This is a genomic window from Paracoccus indicus, from assembly GCF_003056335.1.
GTDB classification, from domain to species: Bacteria; Pseudomonadota; Alphaproteobacteria; order Rhodobacterales; family Rhodobacteraceae; genus Paracoccus; species Paracoccus indicus.
On sequence record NZ_PYWA01000005.1, the window covers coordinates 15,443 to 29,652 of the forward strand.

Annotated in this window: 17 protein-coding genes; 8 read left to right on the forward strand and 9 right to left on the reverse strand. The window is 64.0% G+C overall.

The window, feature by feature from the left end:
- The first annotated feature begins 9 nt into the window (after positions 1-9).
- Positions 10-237 (forward strand): DUF1150 family protein, encoded by a 228-nt coding sequence (locus DDE75_RS09270; protein WP_108502114.1) that lies wholly within the window; start codon positions 10-12, stop codon positions 235-237.
- Here the strand turns inward: DDE75_RS09270 and DDE75_RS17260 are convergent.
- Positions 224-652, reverse strand: a complete 429-nt coding sequence (locus DDE75_RS17260; protein ID WP_162798965.1) for a TolB family protein — start codon at positions 650-652, stop codon at positions 224-226. The two genes, DDE75_RS09270 and DDE75_RS17260, sit on opposite strands and share 14 nt — an antisense overlap.
- 135 nt (positions 653-787) lie before the next feature.
- On the opposite strand from DDE75_RS17260, the gene DDE75_RS17265 reads away from it, so the two are divergent.
- Positions 788-1,018, forward strand: coding sequence for a hypothetical protein (locus DDE75_RS17265; protein WP_162798966.1), 231 nt, complete (start codon positions 788-790; stop codon positions 1,016-1,018).
- Positions 1,019-1,032: 14 nt separating this feature from the next.
- On the opposite strand, the gene DDE75_RS09280 is transcribed toward DDE75_RS17265, so the two are convergent.
- The 3 genes from DDE75_RS09280 to trxB form a co-directional block, all read right to left on the reverse strand.
- Positions 1,033-2,469 carry an MFS transporter gene (locus DDE75_RS09280; protein ID WP_108502116.1) on the reverse strand — a complete coding sequence of 479 codons (1,437 nt, stop codon included), beginning with the start codon at positions 2,467-2,469 and terminating at the stop codon, positions 1,033-1,035.
- 109 nt (positions 2,470-2,578) lie between these two features.
- Entirely contained in the window at positions 2,579-4,288 is a 1,710-nt protein-coding gene (locus DDE75_RS09285; protein WP_108502117.1) for a bifunctional sulfate adenylyltransferase/adenylylsulfate kinase, read from the reverse strand.
- A gap of 221 nt (positions 4,289-4,509) precedes the next feature.
- Positions 4,510-5,493, reverse strand: a complete 984-nt coding sequence (trxB, locus tag DDE75_RS09290) for a thioredoxin-disulfide reductase (protein ID WP_108502118.1) — start codon at positions 5,491-5,493, stop codon at positions 4,510-4,512.
- A gap of 156 nt (positions 5,494-5,649) precedes the next feature.
- Here trxB and DDE75_RS09295 point away from each other — a divergent pair, with 156 nt between their 5' ends.
- Entirely contained in the window at positions 5,650-6,150 is a 501-nt protein-coding gene (locus DDE75_RS09295; RefSeq protein ID WP_072297221.1) for an Lrp/AsnC family transcriptional regulator, read from the forward strand.
- 61 nt (positions 6,151-6,211) lie between these two features.
- Positions 6,212-6,862 (forward strand): NAD(P)H-binding protein, encoded by a 651-nt coding sequence (locus DDE75_RS09300; RefSeq protein WP_108502119.1) that lies wholly within the window; start codon positions 6,212-6,214, stop codon positions 6,860-6,862.
- A gap of 10 nt (positions 6,863-6,872) precedes the next feature.
- Here DDE75_RS09300 and pgeF read toward each other — a convergent pair whose 3' ends face one another.
- Genes pgeF through lgt form a run of 3 tightly spaced genes read right to left on the reverse strand, consistent with a single transcriptional unit; the run spans position 6,873 to position 9,566 of the window.
- The gene (gene pgeF, locus DDE75_RS09305; protein WP_108502120.1) at positions 6,873-7,637 is read right to left on the reverse strand and encodes a peptidoglycan editing factor PgeF; all 765 of its coding nucleotides are present in this window, start codon (positions 7,635-7,637) and stop codon (positions 6,873-6,875) included.
- Positions 7,621-8,682, reverse strand: coding sequence for a class I SAM-dependent methyltransferase (locus DDE75_RS09310; protein ID WP_108502121.1), 1,062 nt, complete (start codon positions 8,680-8,682; stop codon positions 7,621-7,623). Before DDE75_RS09310 ends, pgeF begins: the two co-directional genes overlap by 17 nt.
- Complete coding sequence (gene lgt, locus DDE75_RS09315; RefSeq protein ID WP_108502122.1) at positions 8,679-9,566, reverse strand: prolipoprotein diacylglyceryl transferase; 888 nt, start codon at positions 9,564-9,566, stop codon at positions 8,679-8,681. Before lgt ends, DDE75_RS09310 begins: the two co-directional genes overlap by 4 nt.
- Before the next feature lie 117 nt (positions 9,567-9,683).
- Here lgt and DDE75_RS09320 point away from each other — a divergent pair, with 117 nt between their 5' ends.
- On the forward strand, positions 9,684-9,935 hold the full coding sequence (locus DDE75_RS09320) for an accessory factor UbiK family protein (protein ID WP_108502123.1): 252 nt from the start codon (positions 9,684-9,686) through the stop codon (positions 9,933-9,935).
- On the opposite strand, the gene DDE75_RS09325 is transcribed toward DDE75_RS09320, so the two are convergent.
- Entirely contained in the window at positions 9,923-10,237 is a 315-nt protein-coding gene (locus DDE75_RS09325) for a DUF6476 family protein (protein ID WP_108502124.1), read from the reverse strand. The two genes, DDE75_RS09320 and DDE75_RS09325, sit on opposite strands and share 13 nt — an antisense overlap.
- Here DDE75_RS09325 and DDE75_RS09330 point away from each other — a divergent pair.
- From DDE75_RS09330 to DDE75_RS09340, 3 genes are all read left to right on the forward strand, one after another.
- Positions 10,236-11,261, forward strand: a complete 1,026-nt coding sequence (locus tag DDE75_RS09330) for an RluA family pseudouridine synthase (protein WP_108502125.1) — start codon at positions 10,236-10,238, stop codon at positions 11,259-11,261. The genes DDE75_RS09325 and DDE75_RS09330 overlap by 2 nt on opposite strands.
- A 150-nt stretch (positions 11,262-11,411) precedes the next feature.
- Positions 11,412-12,320, forward strand: coding sequence for an RNA polymerase sigma factor RpoH (rpoH, locus tag DDE75_RS09335; RefSeq protein WP_108502126.1), 909 nt, complete (start codon positions 11,412-11,414; stop codon positions 12,318-12,320).
- A gap of 84 nt (positions 12,321-12,404) precedes the next feature.
- On the forward strand, positions 12,405-13,427 hold the full coding sequence (locus DDE75_RS09340; protein WP_162798967.1) for a hypothetical protein: 1,023 nt from the start codon (positions 12,405-12,407) through the stop codon (positions 13,425-13,427).
- A gap of 6 nt (positions 13,428-13,433) precedes the next feature.
- Here the strand turns inward: DDE75_RS09340 and DDE75_RS09345 are convergent, their stop codons facing one another.
- The gene (locus DDE75_RS09345) at positions 13,434-14,195 is read right to left on the reverse strand and encodes an NAD kinase (RefSeq protein ID WP_108502378.1); all 762 of its coding nucleotides are present in this window, start codon (positions 14,193-14,195) and stop codon (positions 13,434-13,436) included.
- Positions 14,196-14,210: the final 15 nt, after the last annotated feature.

The window sequence follows — 14,210 nt, forward strand, 5'->3', positions numbered from 1 at the left end:
GGGATCACCATGGATACCAAATTCGATTTCGGCGACAGCCAACTGGCGCAGACCGTCTATGTCCGCAAGGTCGCCACCAGCACCCTGCCGCAGGATGTTCAGGACAAGCTGGATGGCATCAGCGCGATGTATGCCGTCCACGACGTCGAGGGCGAGCGTCTGGCCCTGGTCCGCGACCGCAACCTTGCCTTCACCATTGCCCGCCAGAACGAGCTGAAGCCCGTCAGCGTTCATTGAACCTGACATAGGCGAATGCACTTCCATCAGGTGACCAGCAGGGCACGTTCATCGTGCCCTGCCCACCATGCAGCGCCAACAGCTTGCGTCGTTTGCTTCCGTCCGGCGACATCGCGTGGATCTGGACGGACATATCGGCCGGATGACCCGCGGTTCCGGGCGGATAGACCAGATAGATGACATGCCGCCCACAGGGCGATGGATGCGGGAACCAGTTTACGTTTTCGTCGCGAAAGACGGGTGCGGCCTCGCTGCCAGCGCGGCGCATTCGCCAGATCTGGGCGTGGCCTGTGGCATCGCTGTTGTACCAGATGAACGCCCCGCAACTGGAAAAATCCGGACCGTCGTGATGGGCAGTGTCCGGCGTCAGTATTCTCTCGGTTCCCGTATCCAGATCATAGGTGGCGATGCGCACCACCCGGTCGCCGCCCCGAACACAGGCATAGGTCAACAGCGACCCATGCGCCCCATGCCACCAGCTTGGCCGAGGCAGTCCGACCGGACGACATTCCCGCCCATCAAACAGATGCATCCCCGCGCCTGTCCCGTCATGGGCCGAAAAGACGATGCGCCCATCCGACAAAAATCCGTGGTCGTTGTTGCATCGTTCATTCGAACCGGTCGGCAGGGGATGCAGTCCCTTGTCATCCGCCCGGAAAAGTCGCCCGCCGCTGTTGACCAGAAACCACCCCTCGGGGTGCCAGTTCGGGGCCTCGAAAACATCATGGCTGCGGCAGATGACGCGGACATCACCGGATGCCATATCGAAAACTTCCAGTGAAGAGCGCCACATGCTCAGGCCTCCATGGCGGGGCCACGACGGCGCAGGACGATGGCGCGCGTCAGCAGGATCAGCAGGATCGTCGAGAAGACGATGACTTGATATGTCAGCGCATAGTGGATCGCACCGGCATAATCCCCCTGTCCGTCCTGAAGCTGAACGAAGAACAGGCTGGATGCGATGGCGATGCCTATGGCGGCGCCGACCTGCTGGAACGCTTGCATCCCGCCGGTGGCAGCACCCGCGATCTTGCCCGGAACGCTTTGCAGCACCATCTGGAACAGCGGCGATATGGCAAGCCCCATGCCAAAGCCGTTCACCGCCAAGGGCAGTGCCAGCGTCGTCAGTTGCAGCCCCGAGGGAGGGTTGCCCGCGACATGGCGCAGGAACAGCATGCCCATGACCAGAAAACCGGCTCCGATCGCGATGCGGGTGGTCAGCAGACGTGTTCCGAAGCGGCCCGTGATCCAGCTGCCCAGCATGATCCCCAAGGGAAACGGAGCCGTCGCCAGTCCCGACTGCAGCGGGCTGAAGCCGAAACCGGTCTGGAAATAGATGGCTAAGATCAGGAACATCCCCGGAATCGCCGAGAAATGCAGCATGACGATGGTGATGCCCGACAGGAAGCCACCGTCCCGCATCAGCAATGCAGGCAGCAGCTGTTCGCGGCCCGCATCCTCAAGCCCGAACTGACGGCGGACGAACATGATGCCCATCGGCACCGAAAACACCAAAAGCGCCAAGCACCATAAAGGCCATCCCAGCAAGGGTCCTTCGACCATGGGCAGTACGATCAGCGTGATCGTCAGGGCGAACAGCATCACGCCCCACCAGTCGATCGCCAATGTCCGCGACGATGACAGGCGCGGGATCAACTTCCAGCCACCCAGAACCACCAACGCCCCCACAGGCAGGTTAACCAGGAAGATCGGACGCCACCCCAGGCCATAGATGTCGGCGGTGATCAGCAGGCCACCCAGCAACGGCCCCATGACCGCACCAAGACTGACGATGACACCGGCCAGTGCAAAGGCCTTGGCCTTTTCCTCGGGGGCGAAGATGACATGCATGATTGCCATGACCTGAGGCACCATCATGGCCCCGCCGATCCCCTGAAGGGCGCGGGACCCGATCAGCACACCGATCGACGGCGCCAATCCGCAGAAAACCGAAGCCAGCGTGAACAGCGACACGCCCATGATGAACAAACGCTTGCGCCCCAGCTTGTCCCCAAAGCGGCCGCAGGGCAGCAGCCCCGCCGCAAAGGCCAGCACATAGGCCGCCGAGACCCATTCGATCTGCGTTTCGCTGGCGGAAAGGTCGCGCTGGATCGAAGGCAGCCCCACGTTCACGATGCTGACGTCGATCAGGTTCATGAAGTTGCCCATCAGCAGCAGCACGGCTGTGACCCAAGGGTTGATGGTGGGTTTGGTTTCTTGGCTGTTCTGCATGGGATCCTCGTGGGGGCGGGCTGCTGACGAACAGGAACGGGGCGTAAAGGTTCCGAATGCGAAACGGCCCCGGTGTCGCACCGGGGCCGTTCCATCACATGGCGGTCGCTCAGCTGAGGCCGATCAGGCCCATCGCCTCCAGCTTCAGCAGCACCTGGTGGGCTGCTCCGTCGACGTCGATATTGGTCGTGTCGACGGTCAGCTCGGCGTTCGTGGGTTCTTCATAAGGATCGGAAATCCCGGTGAATTCCTTGATCTTGCCTTCGCGAGCCAGCTTGTAGAGGCCCTTGCGGTCACGACGCTCGCATTCCTCCAGCGGGGTCGAGACGTGGATCTCGACGAAGGCGCCACCGGCCTCGACCATCTCGCGCACGGCGCGGCGGGTCGCGGTATAGGGGGCGATGGGCGCACAGATCGCGATGCCGCCGTTCTTCGTGATTTCCGATGCGACATAGCCGATGCGCTTGATGTTGATATCGCGGTGCTCCTTGCTGAAGCCCAGCTCGGACGACAGGTGCTTGCGGACCACGTCGCCGTCCAGCAGCGACACGGGACGACCGCCCATCTCCATCAGCTTGACCATCAGCGCGTTGGCGACGGTCGACTTGCCCGATCCCGACAGGCCGGTGAAGAACACCGTGAAGCCTTGCTGGGCGCGCGGGGGCGAGGTGCGGCGCAGCTGCTGCACGACCTCGGGGAAACTGAACCATTCCGGAATGTCCAGACCTTCGCGCAGGCGGCGGCGCAGCTCGGTGCCGCTGATGTTCAGGACGGTCACGCCTTCCTCGATCTCATCGGCGGGCTCGTATTGGGCGCGCTCTTGCACATAGACCATGTGCTTGAAGTCGACCATCTCGACGCCGATCTCGTCCTCGTACTGGCGGAACAGATCCTGGGCGTCATAGGGGCCATAGAAATCCTCGCCGGCGCTGTTCTTGCCGGGGCCGGCGTGGTCGCGGCCGACGATGAAGTGCGTCACGCCGTGGTTGGCGCGGATCAGGCCATGCCAGACGGCCTCGCGCGGGCCGGCCATGCGCATGGCAAGGTTCAGCAGCGACAGGTTGGTCGTGGCGGCCGGATATTTGTCCAGCACCGCCTCATAGCAGCGCACGCGGGTGAAGTGATCGACATCGCCCGGCTTCGTCATGCCGACGACCGGATGGATCAGCAGGTTTGCCTGGGCTTCGCGTGCGGCACGGAAGGTCAGTTCCTGGTGGGCGCGGTGCAGCGGGTTGCGCGTCTGGAAGGCGACGACACGGTTCCAGCCCAGCTTCTTGAAGAAGGTACGCAATTCGTTCGGCGTGTTGCGGCGGGCGCGGAAGTCGTAATGCGTCGGCGTCTGCAGACCCTTGACCGGGCCACCCAGATAGACGGGGCCGGCGGTGTTGTGCAGATAGTTGACGGCCGGATGGGCCAGATCGTCGGCACCGAAGACCTTCTCGGCCTCCAGCGACTTGTTCGGCACCCATTTGTCGGTGACGGACATGACGGCCAGGATGACGCCTTCCTGATCGCGCAGGGCGATGTCGGTGCCGGGTTCAAGCCCTTCGGCGAATTTCTCGGACACGTCCAGGTTGATCGGCATCGGCCAAAGCGCGCCCGAGGTCAGGCGCATGTCGTTGACGACACCATCGTAGTCGGCCTCGGTCAGAAAGCCCTTCAGCGGGTTGAAGCCGCCGTTCATCAGCAGTTCCAGATCGCAGATCTGGCGGGGCGTCAGGTCCCAGCTGGGCATGTTGCCCGCTTCATCTTTCAGTGCGGCTGCAGCGTCGGCCGAGACGTAAAGCTCGGGGATCGGGGTCTGGTTCGGATTGGTCATGTGCGAAACCTGCTGATTACATGAGACAAATGACCACGCAGACCCCTTGGGACCGCGTGACTTGCGACGGGCATACAAGTCTCGAAAGCGATATTCAAGTCTGGGAAAACGCTTTTGTCAGTCGGTCGGCGGCTTCTTGCACCGTATGGTAGAAATGCAACGGGGCAGAGACGGCTAGACCGTCCCTGCCCCGCGAATTCACACAGCGTGCCTTGGAAGGCTCAGACGGTCCCGACGACCAACTGCTCAGGCGCCACCTCGACCCCGTCCTGGGCGGCGAGGAAATGCTCGGCGTCCAGTGCCGCCATGCAGCCCATGCCCGCGCTGGTCACTGCCTGGCGATAGATGTGGTCGGTCAGATCGCCCGCGGCAAAGACGCCGGGGATCGAGGTTCGGGTGCTGCCCGCCTCGACCTTGACATAGCCGCCGTTGTGCAGCTCCAGCTGATCCTTGACCAGCTCGCTGGCGGGGGCATGGCCAATCGCCACGAAGACGCCATCCGCCGCGATTTGACGTGTGCTGTCGTCAACGGTAGAGCGCAGCGTGGCACCCGTCACGCCCATCGGCGTGTCGACGCCCGTCACCTCTTCCAGCTGATGATTCCAGATGACCTCGACCTTGGGATGGTTCAGCAGCCGGTGCTGCAAGATCTTCTCGGCGCGCAGGCTGTCGCGGCGGTGGACCAGCGTGACCTTGCTGGCGAATTTGGTCAGGAACAGCGCCTCCTCGACGGCGGTGTTGCCGCCACCGACCACCACGACCTCGCGGTTGCGATAGAAAAAGCCGTCACAGGTGGCGCAGGCGCTGACGCCGAAGCCCTTGAACTTCTCCTCGGAGGGCAGGCCCAGCCAGCGGGCCTGTGCGCCCGTGGCAAGGATGACCGCATCGGCCGTCACGACGCGACCGCTGTCGCAGGTGGCGGTGAAGGGGCGCTTCTGCAGGTCCAGCGAGGTGACCATGTCGGTCACGATCTCGGCGCCCATGGCGCGGGCGTGGGCCTCCATCTTGACCATCAGTTCGGGGCCTTGGATCTCGGTCTCGCCGGGCCAGTTCTCGACCTCGGTGGTGATGGTCAGCTGGCCGCCGGGCTGCATGCCCTGGATCAGCATCGGCTCCAGCATGGCCCGCGATGCATAGACAGCAGCGGTATAGCCGGCCGGACCCGATCCGACGATCAAAAGTTTCACATGCGTGCGTTCGGTCATCTTGCGCCCCAATCTTGGTTTGTGCATGAGGTAGTCGCTTCGAAGCCCGACTGCAACGCATCCCGGCGCACCCGCAATCCCAGAAAGATTGTTGCGCATTCGCGGGCCGCATTGTAGTTTCCGGTAACGCCAAGACCCTGTTAAAGAAAGACCACCATGGCCGGCGCCAAACTCGACGACATCGACCGTAAGATCCTTGCCGAATTGCAGGCCGATGGCCGGATGACCAACGTGGAATTGGCCCGCCGGGTCGGGATCTCGGCACCGCCCTGCCTGCGCCGCGTCCGCACGCTGGAGGAGCTTGGCTACATCCGCGGCTATCACGCCGATATCGACGCCCGCGAGCTGGGCTTCGAGGTGCAGGTCTTCGCCATGGTGCGCCTGAATTCGCAATCCGAACGCGACCTGTCGGCTTTCGAGGCGCTGGTCCAAGACTGGCCTCTGGTCCGCGAGTGCCACATGCTGAACGGTGAAATCGACTTCATCCTGAAGTGCGTCTCGCCCGATCTTTCGACTTTCCAGCGCTTCCTGACGAATGCGCTGACGGCGGCACCGAACGTCGCCTCGGTAAAGACCTCGCTGGTGATCCGCGGCGCCAAGGACGAACCCTCGGTTCCCTTCGAGATCGTCGAGGAACGCATCCGCGAAGCGGGCTGACCGACGAAACCCGACAGCCCTGGCCGACGTTCCCTGCCCCATACGCAAAGGAGCGAACGCAATGGCACATATTTTCATCGTCGGCGGCGCGGGCCAGATCGCCCGCCTCATGACCCCGCAGCTGATCGCGAACGGCAATCGCGTCAGCTCGCTTTACCGGCATGACGAACAGCATGATCAATTGGCAGATCTGGGCGCCACGCCGGTCAAGGGCGACCTGACGCAGATCAGCGTTCAGGACATGGCCGCGATGATGGAAGACGTCCAGACCGTGGTTTTCGCCGCAGGTGCCGGTGGTGCCGGGCCGGAGCTGACCAAGGCGGTTGATGGTGAGGGCTTCGAAAAGACCGTCGCCGCCGCCAAGGAGGCCGGCGTCAAGCGCATCTACCTGATCTCGGTCTTCCCCGAGGCGGGGCGCACCGCCGATCTGGGCGAGGGTTTCGAAAACTACATGCGGATCAAGAAGATGGCCGATGTTCATTTGGTCCGCAGCGGGCTGGAATTCGTCATCATCCGCCCGGGCACGCTTGGCGAAGATGAAGCCACCGGCAAGGTCGCGGCCGGGTTGGCCGTTCCCTATGGTACGATCCAACGAGCCGATGTCGCCAGCTTTATCGCCGAAACGATCGCCACGCCGCAGATCGTCAACACCATAATCGAGCTGGCCCCCGGCGAGGATCCGATCCCCGTCGCCGTCAGTGCCTTGGCGTAAAACGGTCTTATCAGCGCGCGATCGCGCTGATCAAACGCCCATAATCGACCTGACCTTCATGCGTCGCGCGGCGATAGCTGAAGAACTTGGCGGGGTCGGAATAGGTGCAATGGCGCGACCATTCCGCCTCGACCCCGGCCTCGCGCAGGCGCATCAGACCGAAGGAGGGCAGATCGAACATCGGCTTTCCGTTCGGGCCGCCGCTGAAAAACCGATCGAAGTCAGGGTCTTCCGCAAGGAAGTTGTCCATGAAATCCTCGCCGACCTCATAGGCGCTTTGGCTGATACTGGGTCCGATCACGGCCCTGATGCTTTGCGCACCAAGGGCCTGCATCGCCTGAACCGTCGCCTCGATCACGCCACCCAAGGCACCGCGCCAACCTGCATGGCAGGCACCGATGACGCCCATGTCGGGATCGGCCAGCAGGATCGGCTGGCAATCCGCCGTCAGCACCGCCAAAGCAACGTCGTCGCGGGCCGTCACGATACCGTCCGCGCATATATCGCGCGTGGCCGCGATGTCGTCATCCAGATCCAGCGTCACGACATCGGGCGAATGCACCTGCTTGACCGTCGCCAGACATGAGGGTTTCACCCCCATGGCGGTCGCTACCCTTGCCCGGTTCAATTCGACCATGTCCCGTTGATCGGTGGACCTGCGCCCGCAGTTCAGACCTGCGAACAGGCCCGATGACGCGCCGCCCTTGCGCGTGAAAAAGCCGTGCCGGACATCCGACAGCAGCGAGTGGGTCAGGATCTCAAGTGTCGTCTGCATGTATCTCCAGCGCCTCGAAGCCGGGGACGGGGGTGGCCCCCTTCGGCCAAATGGCGATTGCCTTGAACAGGTGACCCATTTCCGCAGGGTCGGTCAAGCGCGCAAGCGCTGGCATCGCCCCCGCATCGCCCGCAGCCGCCAATTTGCGGGCACGCGCCTTGGCCCCAAGCGACAGCAGCCATTCGCCTTGGTGCAACGGGCGCGACACGACCGCACCCGCCCGCAACACGGCTGCGGCAAGGGGGGCGAAATCCACATGGGCCGTCAGGTCGGCAAGGCCCGGATTGGCCAAGGGGTCTTCGGGGACATGGTTGCGAAGTGCCTGAAACGTATCGCCGAAACCGTTCCATCCGCCGTAATCAATGATGATCGCCGCCCCGCCATGGGTGGCGATCTTGCGGGCGATCACCTCGACCGAGGCGACGGCCTCGGCGCAATCCTCGACCACGTCGCCGGGCTTGCCATCGCGCGGATAGGGCACGACCTGCCCCAGCCCCATCTGCAACTCCCCTGCCGGTGACAGCCCGACCATACGCTCGCGCCAGCCGTCCGCGGTCATCTGGTACTGGCGGATCGGCAGGGCGTCCGCAAACTCATTCGCGATCAGGAACAAGGGTTTGTCTGGCAACTCCTCTAGTGCGTCCAAATGGCGGGGCGACCCCAATCGCTCGGCTTGGACTTTGCGCAGGAAGGGTGACGCCTCGATCAGGCAGACCTCTGCAGCGTCGCGCATACCGGGGGCCACTGCGATCGCGCGCAGCATGTCGGCCATCAGGATGCCGCGACCCGGCCCGGGCTCTGCCAGGGTGAAGGGCGCAGGGCTGCCCTGATCCATCCAGGCCTGCGCCAGCGCCAGGCCGCAAAGCTCACCGAACATCTGGTGGATCTCGGGGGCGGTGATGAAATCGCCCGCCCGCCCGAAGGGATCGCGCGTCACGTAGTAGCCGTGGCGGCTGTCCAACAGGCAGATCTGCATGTAATCTGCCAGCGTGATCGGCCCCGTCGCGCGGATGCGGGCGGCGATGATGCGGGCCAGGGGCGTCATGCGGTGCGGTCCACCGCCGGGCGCAGCGCGGCTCGCAGGATCAGCGCCAACCCGATCAGCAGCATCGGCAGCGACAGGACCTGCCCCATGGTCAGCCCGATGACGGGTCCGCCCACGACATGCCCAAGCGGGTTGTCGGGGGTGATGAACTGGGCGTCCGCCACCCTGAAGAATTCGACGAAGATGCGGGCAAGTGCATAACCTGTCAGGAAAATCCCGAACTGCGCGCCCGGGCGACGCAAGGCACCCATGCGCAGGGCGACCAGCAGGATCAGCCCCAGAAGCAAGCCTTCAAGTCCCGCCTCGTAGAGCTGGCTGGGGTGGCGGGCGCAGATGCCGGTGACGCCTTCGCAGGTCTGGGCGGCCTGTCCGGGGAAGGCCACGCCCCATGGCATGTCCGTGGGGCGGCCCCACAGCTCGGCGTTGATGAAATTCGCGATGCGCCCGAAGAACAGGCCTACCGGGGCCACCACGGCCATCGCATCGGCCAGACGCAGCGCGGGGATGGCGTTCAGGCGGCAATAGATTGCGGTGGCAATGATGACGCCAGCGAAGCCGCCGTGAAAGCTCATCCCGCCCTGCCAGACCTTGATGATCTCAAGCGGATTGGCAAGATAATAGGCTGGTTCATAGAACAGCACGAAGCCAAGCCGCCCGCCCAGAATGACCCCCAGGATGACCCATGTGAGCAGGTCGTCAACCTTGTCGGACCGCATCGGCGCCCCGTCGCCCCAGATCGAGGGCCTGCGCATCATCAGCGCGATCAGCTGCCAGCCGATGATCAGCCCCGCCAGATAGGCCAGCGCATACCAGCGCAGCGACAGGGACAGACTGCCGATGTTGATCGTGAAGATCTCGGGGGCGATGTCGGGAAAGGGGATCATGATGCCTCGGGCTTGCGATTGGCGCGCACGCTAGCCAGCAAACCGGCCGTGTCAACATTGAACCCCGGCGACAGCCGGACCATATAGGATCCGACCAAGCTTGAAGGACAGGCAGACATGAGCACCGAAAACCGCTTCTTCGACGACATCTCGAAAATGATGACCAATGCGATGGGCGTGGCCCAAGGCGCCCGGTCCGAGGCCGAGAACGCAGTGAAAGGCTGGGTCGACCGCTGGTTGGCCGACCGCGATTTCGTCACGCGCGAGGAATTCGAGGCCGTTCGCGAGATGGCTATCAAGGCACGCACCGAAAATGCCGAACTGAAGGCGCGCCTGGACGCGATGGACACCACCCGTCAGGGCGACTGAACCTCGATCGTGCGCGCCAGCGTGCCGTTTCGATCATAGACCAGCACCTGCCCGTCATCCGTGACCACCAGGATCCAGTCGGGCGCGAAGGTCACGGCATGCACCTGAACGTTGTCCGGCAGCTTGATGTTGCCGGGCAACTCGGGCAGCACGGGCTGACCCAACCGCATCCACAGCATCGCGACCACCGCGACCATCCCCAACCCCATCACCAGCGTCAGACCGGTGACGAGCGTCTTCAGGAACCGCAGTTCCGGAATCGCTTTCGCCGCTGCCTTCCAATCGGTATCATCTTCCGCCATGTCGAACCTTATCGTGATCATCCAGGCCAACCCGCCCGAACGGCTTGATAAGGCGCTTGCGCTTGCCGTGCCAGAGGAAGCCGCCCTTTCCCGGTCGCGCCTGTCGCGGATGATCGCGGATGGCGACGTCAGCGGCCCCGAAGGCGTGGTCCGCGACGTCAAGGCAAAGGTGGCCGAGGGGCAGGAATACCGCATCACCCTGGCCCCGCCCGAATCCGTCGAGACCCTGCCCGAGGCCATTCCCCTGACCATCGTTCACGAAGACGATGACCTGATCGTGATCGACAAGGCGGCGGGAATGGTCGTCCACCCTGCCCCCGGATCGCCTTCCGGCACGCTGGTCAACGCGCTTCTGGCCCATTGCGGCGACACGCTGTCGGGCATCGGCGGCGAGAAGCGTCCCGGCATCGTGCACCGGATCGACAAGGACACCTCGGGGTTGCTGGTTGTGGCGAAATCCGACCGCGCCCATCACGGCCTTGCGGCGCAGTTCGAGGCGCATAGCGCGCAGCGACGCTATCTGGCCTTGGCGCATGGGGTGATCGATCCCGCCGACCCGCGCCTGCGGGGCACCCCCGGCATCAGCTTCGAGGACGGGTTGGTGATGAAGATCACCTCGCGCCTTTCCCGCCATCCGACCGACCGCCAGCGGCAGGCGGTCTATTTCGACAAGGGCCGCCATGCCGTCACCCGTGCCAAGCTGCTGGAACGCTTTGGCACGCCGCCCTCGGCCATGCTGGTCGAATGTCGCCTGGAAACCGGGCGCACCCATCAGATCCGCGTGCACATGGCCCACGCCGGGCTGGGGCTGATCGGCGATCCCGTCTATGGCGGGGCGCGCAAGGCATCCGCCAAGGCGCTTGGCCCTGCGGCGGCAAGCGTGCAGGCCTTTTCGCGCCAGGCGCTGCATGCGGCGCATCTGGGGTTCGATCATCCCGTGACCGGCGAACAGATGTCCTTCGACAGCCCCCTGCCCGACGACATGCAGCACCTTCTGGACGATCTTCGACAATCGGCCACTTGACGGGATCGTGACCGATGCACAGGTTACAATCCCCCGCGAAGGGCGCAGACTGACCCCGTGATCGGACGATCGACGGCGCGCCTGCGGCATTCTGTCCGGAACCCGCTGGCGCAAACCCGCGTTCGTCGATCTCTGCGAAAGGCAATCATCATGGCGACATACGGCAACCTTCCCGCTCCCAGTCCCGAACAGGGTTTGAACCGCTATCTGCAAGAGATCCGCAAGTTTCCGCTTCTGGAACCGGAAGAGGAATACATGCTGGCGAAAGCATGGGCCGACCACGAAGACAGCGAGGCCGCGCACCGCATGGTGACAAGCCACCTGCGTCTGGCCGCCAAGATCGCAATGGGATACCGCGGCTATGGGCTGTCGCAGGCCGAGGTCATCAGCGAGGCCAATGTCGGCCTGATGCAGGCGGTCAAACGCTTCGATCCCGAACGCGGCTTCCGCTTGGCGACCTATGCGATGTGGTGGATCCGCGCCTCGATCCAAGAATACATCCTGCGGTCGTGGTCGCTGGTCAAGATGGGCACCACCAGTGCGCAGAAGAAACTTTTCTTCAATCTTCGCAAGGCCAAGTCAAAGATCGGCGCGCTCGAAGACGGCGACCTGCGCCCCGAGAACGTCGCCCAGATCGCGACCGAGCTGAACGTGACCGAGAAAGAGGTCATCGACATGAACCGCCGCCTGTCGGGCAGCGACGCGTCGTTGAACGCGCAGGTCGGTTCGGGAGACGGTGAATCCTCGGCGCAATGGCAGGACTGGCTCGAGGATACCGATGCCAATCAGGCCGAAGCCTATGCCGAGAGCGAGGAGCTGGACACCCGTCGCCAGATGCTGATGTCGGCCATGGACGTGCTGAACGACCGTGAACGCGATATCCTGATGGAGCGGCGCCTGCGCGACGATCCGATGACGCTGGAGGATCTGTCCAGCCGCTATGACGTGTCGCGCGAGCGGATCCGCCAGATCGAGGTTCGCGCCTTCGAAAAGCTGCAGGAGCGGATGCGCATCCTGGCCCGCGAAAAAGGCATGCGGATCAGCGAAGAAGTCGAATAATCATCCAGCGCCGCATTGACGCGATGCGGCGCTGCTTTATGGTCGGGCAGACCCTGACCACCACCCCGAAAGCGTCCCCCGGCCATGACAGCGTTGACCGAATTTCGACGTCTCGAGGCGCAGGGATCCTGGAAGGAATTCCCCACATCGGAACCGCGCGAGGTCGTCGTCTCGATTGGCGAGGCGACCTTGACGCTGATGGACCCCCGAACCGATCGGCCCCTGTCACATTGGTCGCTGCCCGCCGTCGTCCGGCTCAATCCGGGTCAGATGCCTGCCCGCTATACCCCGACATCGGAAACCCCCGACGAAACCGTCGAGATCGACGACCAGCTGATGGTCGACGGGATCGAGCGCGTCCAGACCGCGATCGCGCGCCACCGCGTCAAGCCGGGGCGCCTGCGCGGCGTGGTGACGGGGCTTGTCGCTTTGGGGCTTTTCGGTGCGCTTGTCATGTGGCTGCCCGACGCCCTGATCCGCCACGCGGCAAGGATCGCCCCACCCGCCCAGTTGCGCACCATCGGCAAGGCCGTTCTGGCCGACCTGGAACAGGGCACCGGCCCGATCTGTCATCGCAACTCTGGCCAGCAGGTGCTGGATTGGATGACCCCGCGCGTGCTGAATCGTCAGGCCTTGGTGCAAGTGGTTCCCGGCCCCCTGAACGGAGCACTGCGGCTGCCGGGGGACATGTATCTGCTGGGAAACGACCTGCTTGTCTCGACACCCGGCCCCGAGGCTGCTGCCGGCCATCTGATCGCTGCGGAAATCGCGCAGGATGAACGGCAGGTGACATTGCAGGCGCTGGAATATGCCGGGGCCCTTGCTTCCGTAAGGCTGATGACGCTTGGAACGCTGCCCCGCAATGCCTTGGTCGGATACGGGGAAAAACTGCTGGATCAGCCGTTGGTCCGCCCCGATGTTTCGGCACTGCCCGTAGCTTTTGGCGACCACAACCTCTCGACCGAGCCTTATGCCCGCTCGATCGATCCGACGGGGGCCTCGGTCCTGCCGCTTATCGACAACGACCCGATGCGCGACCGGACAGATGTGCGCCCCTTGCTGACCGACGAACAATGGCTGGCCTTGCAGCAGATCTGCGCAGGCTGAAAGCCATCAGACGAACTGTTCGCGCAGCAGGCGTTCGTCCAACCCGTGCCCATCGTCGAACATCAGCCGGTGGCGGATATCCGATGCGCTGCGGATCTGAACCTGCGTGACATGGCGGAAGGACCGGCTGTCGGCATCGGCCATGACGGGGCGGCGTTCGGGGTTCAGGACCTCGATCACCACCTCGGCGGCCTTGGGCAGCAGCGCACCGCGCCAGCGACGGGGGCGGAAGGGGGCGATTGCGGTCAGGGCCAGAACCTCGGACCCGATGGGCAGGATCGGGCCGTGGGCCGAATAATTGTAGGCGGTCGATCCGGCGGGCGTGCTGACCAGCGCGCCGTCGCAGACCAGCTCCTCCATCCGCATGCGGCCATCGACATGAATGCGCAGCTTGGCGGCCTGCGGGCCTTCGCGCAGCAGGCTGACCTCATTGATGGCCAGGGCCTCGTGGCAGGTGCCGTTGGCACATGTGGCGCGCATCCGCAGAGGGTTGATGACCGCTTCCTCGGCTGCGGCAAGGCGTTCGGGCAGATCGTCGGCGGAATAGCTGTTCATCAGGAAGCCCACCGTTCCACGGTTCATCCCATAGACCGGCATGTCGCGCCCCTGCATCGCGTGCAGCGTCTGCAGCATGAAGCCGTCGCCGCCCAATGCCACGACGACCTGCGCCTGATCCAGCGGGGTATCGCCGTATCGCGCGGTCAGTTCGGCATGTGCCGCGCGGGCCGGTTCGGCCTGGCTGGCGGTAAAATGAATGCGTGCCGTCATAAGGCGGTCGTTCCC

What these genes read in the sequence shown, in the direction of transcription:
- DDE75_RS09340 (WP_162798967.1), top strand. Translation starts at nt 12,405, where the DNA reads ATGACAGCGTTGACCGAATTTCGACGTCTCGAGGCGCAGGGATCCTGG.
- DDE75_RS09280 (WP_108502116.1), bottom strand. Translation starts at nt 2,469, where the DNA reads ATGCAGAACAGCCAAGAAACCAAACCCACCATCAACCCTTGGGTCACA.
- DDE75_RS09300 (WP_108502119.1), top strand. Translation starts at nt 6,212, where the DNA reads ATGGCACATATTTTCATCGTCGGCGGCGCGGGCCAGATCGCCCGCCTC.
- pgeF (WP_108502120.1), bottom strand. Translation starts at nt 7,637, where the DNA reads ATGCAGACGACACTTGAGATCCTGACCCACTCGCTGCTGTCGGATGTC.
- DDE75_RS09310 (WP_108502121.1), bottom strand. Translation starts at nt 8,682, where the DNA reads ATGACGCCCCTGGCCCGCATCATCGCCGCCCGCATCCGCGCGACGGGG.
- rpoH (WP_108502126.1), top strand. Translation starts at nt 11,412, where the DNA reads ATGGCGACATACGGCAACCTTCCCGCTCCCAGTCCCGAACAGGGTTTG.
- DDE75_RS09320 (WP_108502123.1), top strand. Translation starts at nt 9,684, where the DNA reads ATGAGCACCGAAAACCGCTTCTTCGACGACATCTCGAAAATGATGACC.
- DDE75_RS09270 (WP_108502114.1), top strand. Translation starts at nt 10, where the DNA reads ATGGATACCAAATTCGATTTCGGCGACAGCCAACTGGCGCAGACCGTC.
- trxB (WP_108502118.1), bottom strand. Translation starts at nt 5,493, where the DNA reads ATGACCGAACGCACGCATGTGAAACTTTTGATCGTCGGATCGGGTCCG.
- lgt (WP_108502122.1), bottom strand. Translation starts at nt 9,566, where the DNA reads ATGATCCCCTTTCCCGACATCGCCCCCGAGATCTTCACGATCAACATC.
- DDE75_RS09345 (WP_108502378.1), bottom strand. Translation starts at nt 14,195, where the DNA reads ATGACGGCACGCATTCATTTTACCGCCAGCCAGGCCGAACCGGCCCGC.
- DDE75_RS09295 (WP_072297221.1), top strand. Translation starts at nt 5,650, where the DNA reads ATGGCCGGCGCCAAACTCGACGACATCGACCGTAAGATCCTTGCCGAA.
- DDE75_RS17265 (WP_162798966.1), top strand. Translation starts at nt 788, where the DNA reads ATGGGCCGAAAAGACGATGCGCCCATCCGACAAAAATCCGTGGTCGTT.
- DDE75_RS09330 (WP_108502125.1), top strand. Translation starts at nt 10,236, where the DNA reads ATGTCGAACCTTATCGTGATCATCCAGGCCAACCCGCCCGAACGGCTT.
- DDE75_RS09325 (WP_108502124.1), bottom strand. Translation starts at nt 10,237, where the DNA reads ATGGCGGAAGATGATACCGATTGGAAGGCAGCGGCGAAAGCGATTCCG.
- DDE75_RS09285 (WP_108502117.1), bottom strand. Translation starts at nt 4,288, where the DNA reads ATGACCAATCCGAACCAGACCCCGATCCCCGAGCTTTACGTCTCGGCC.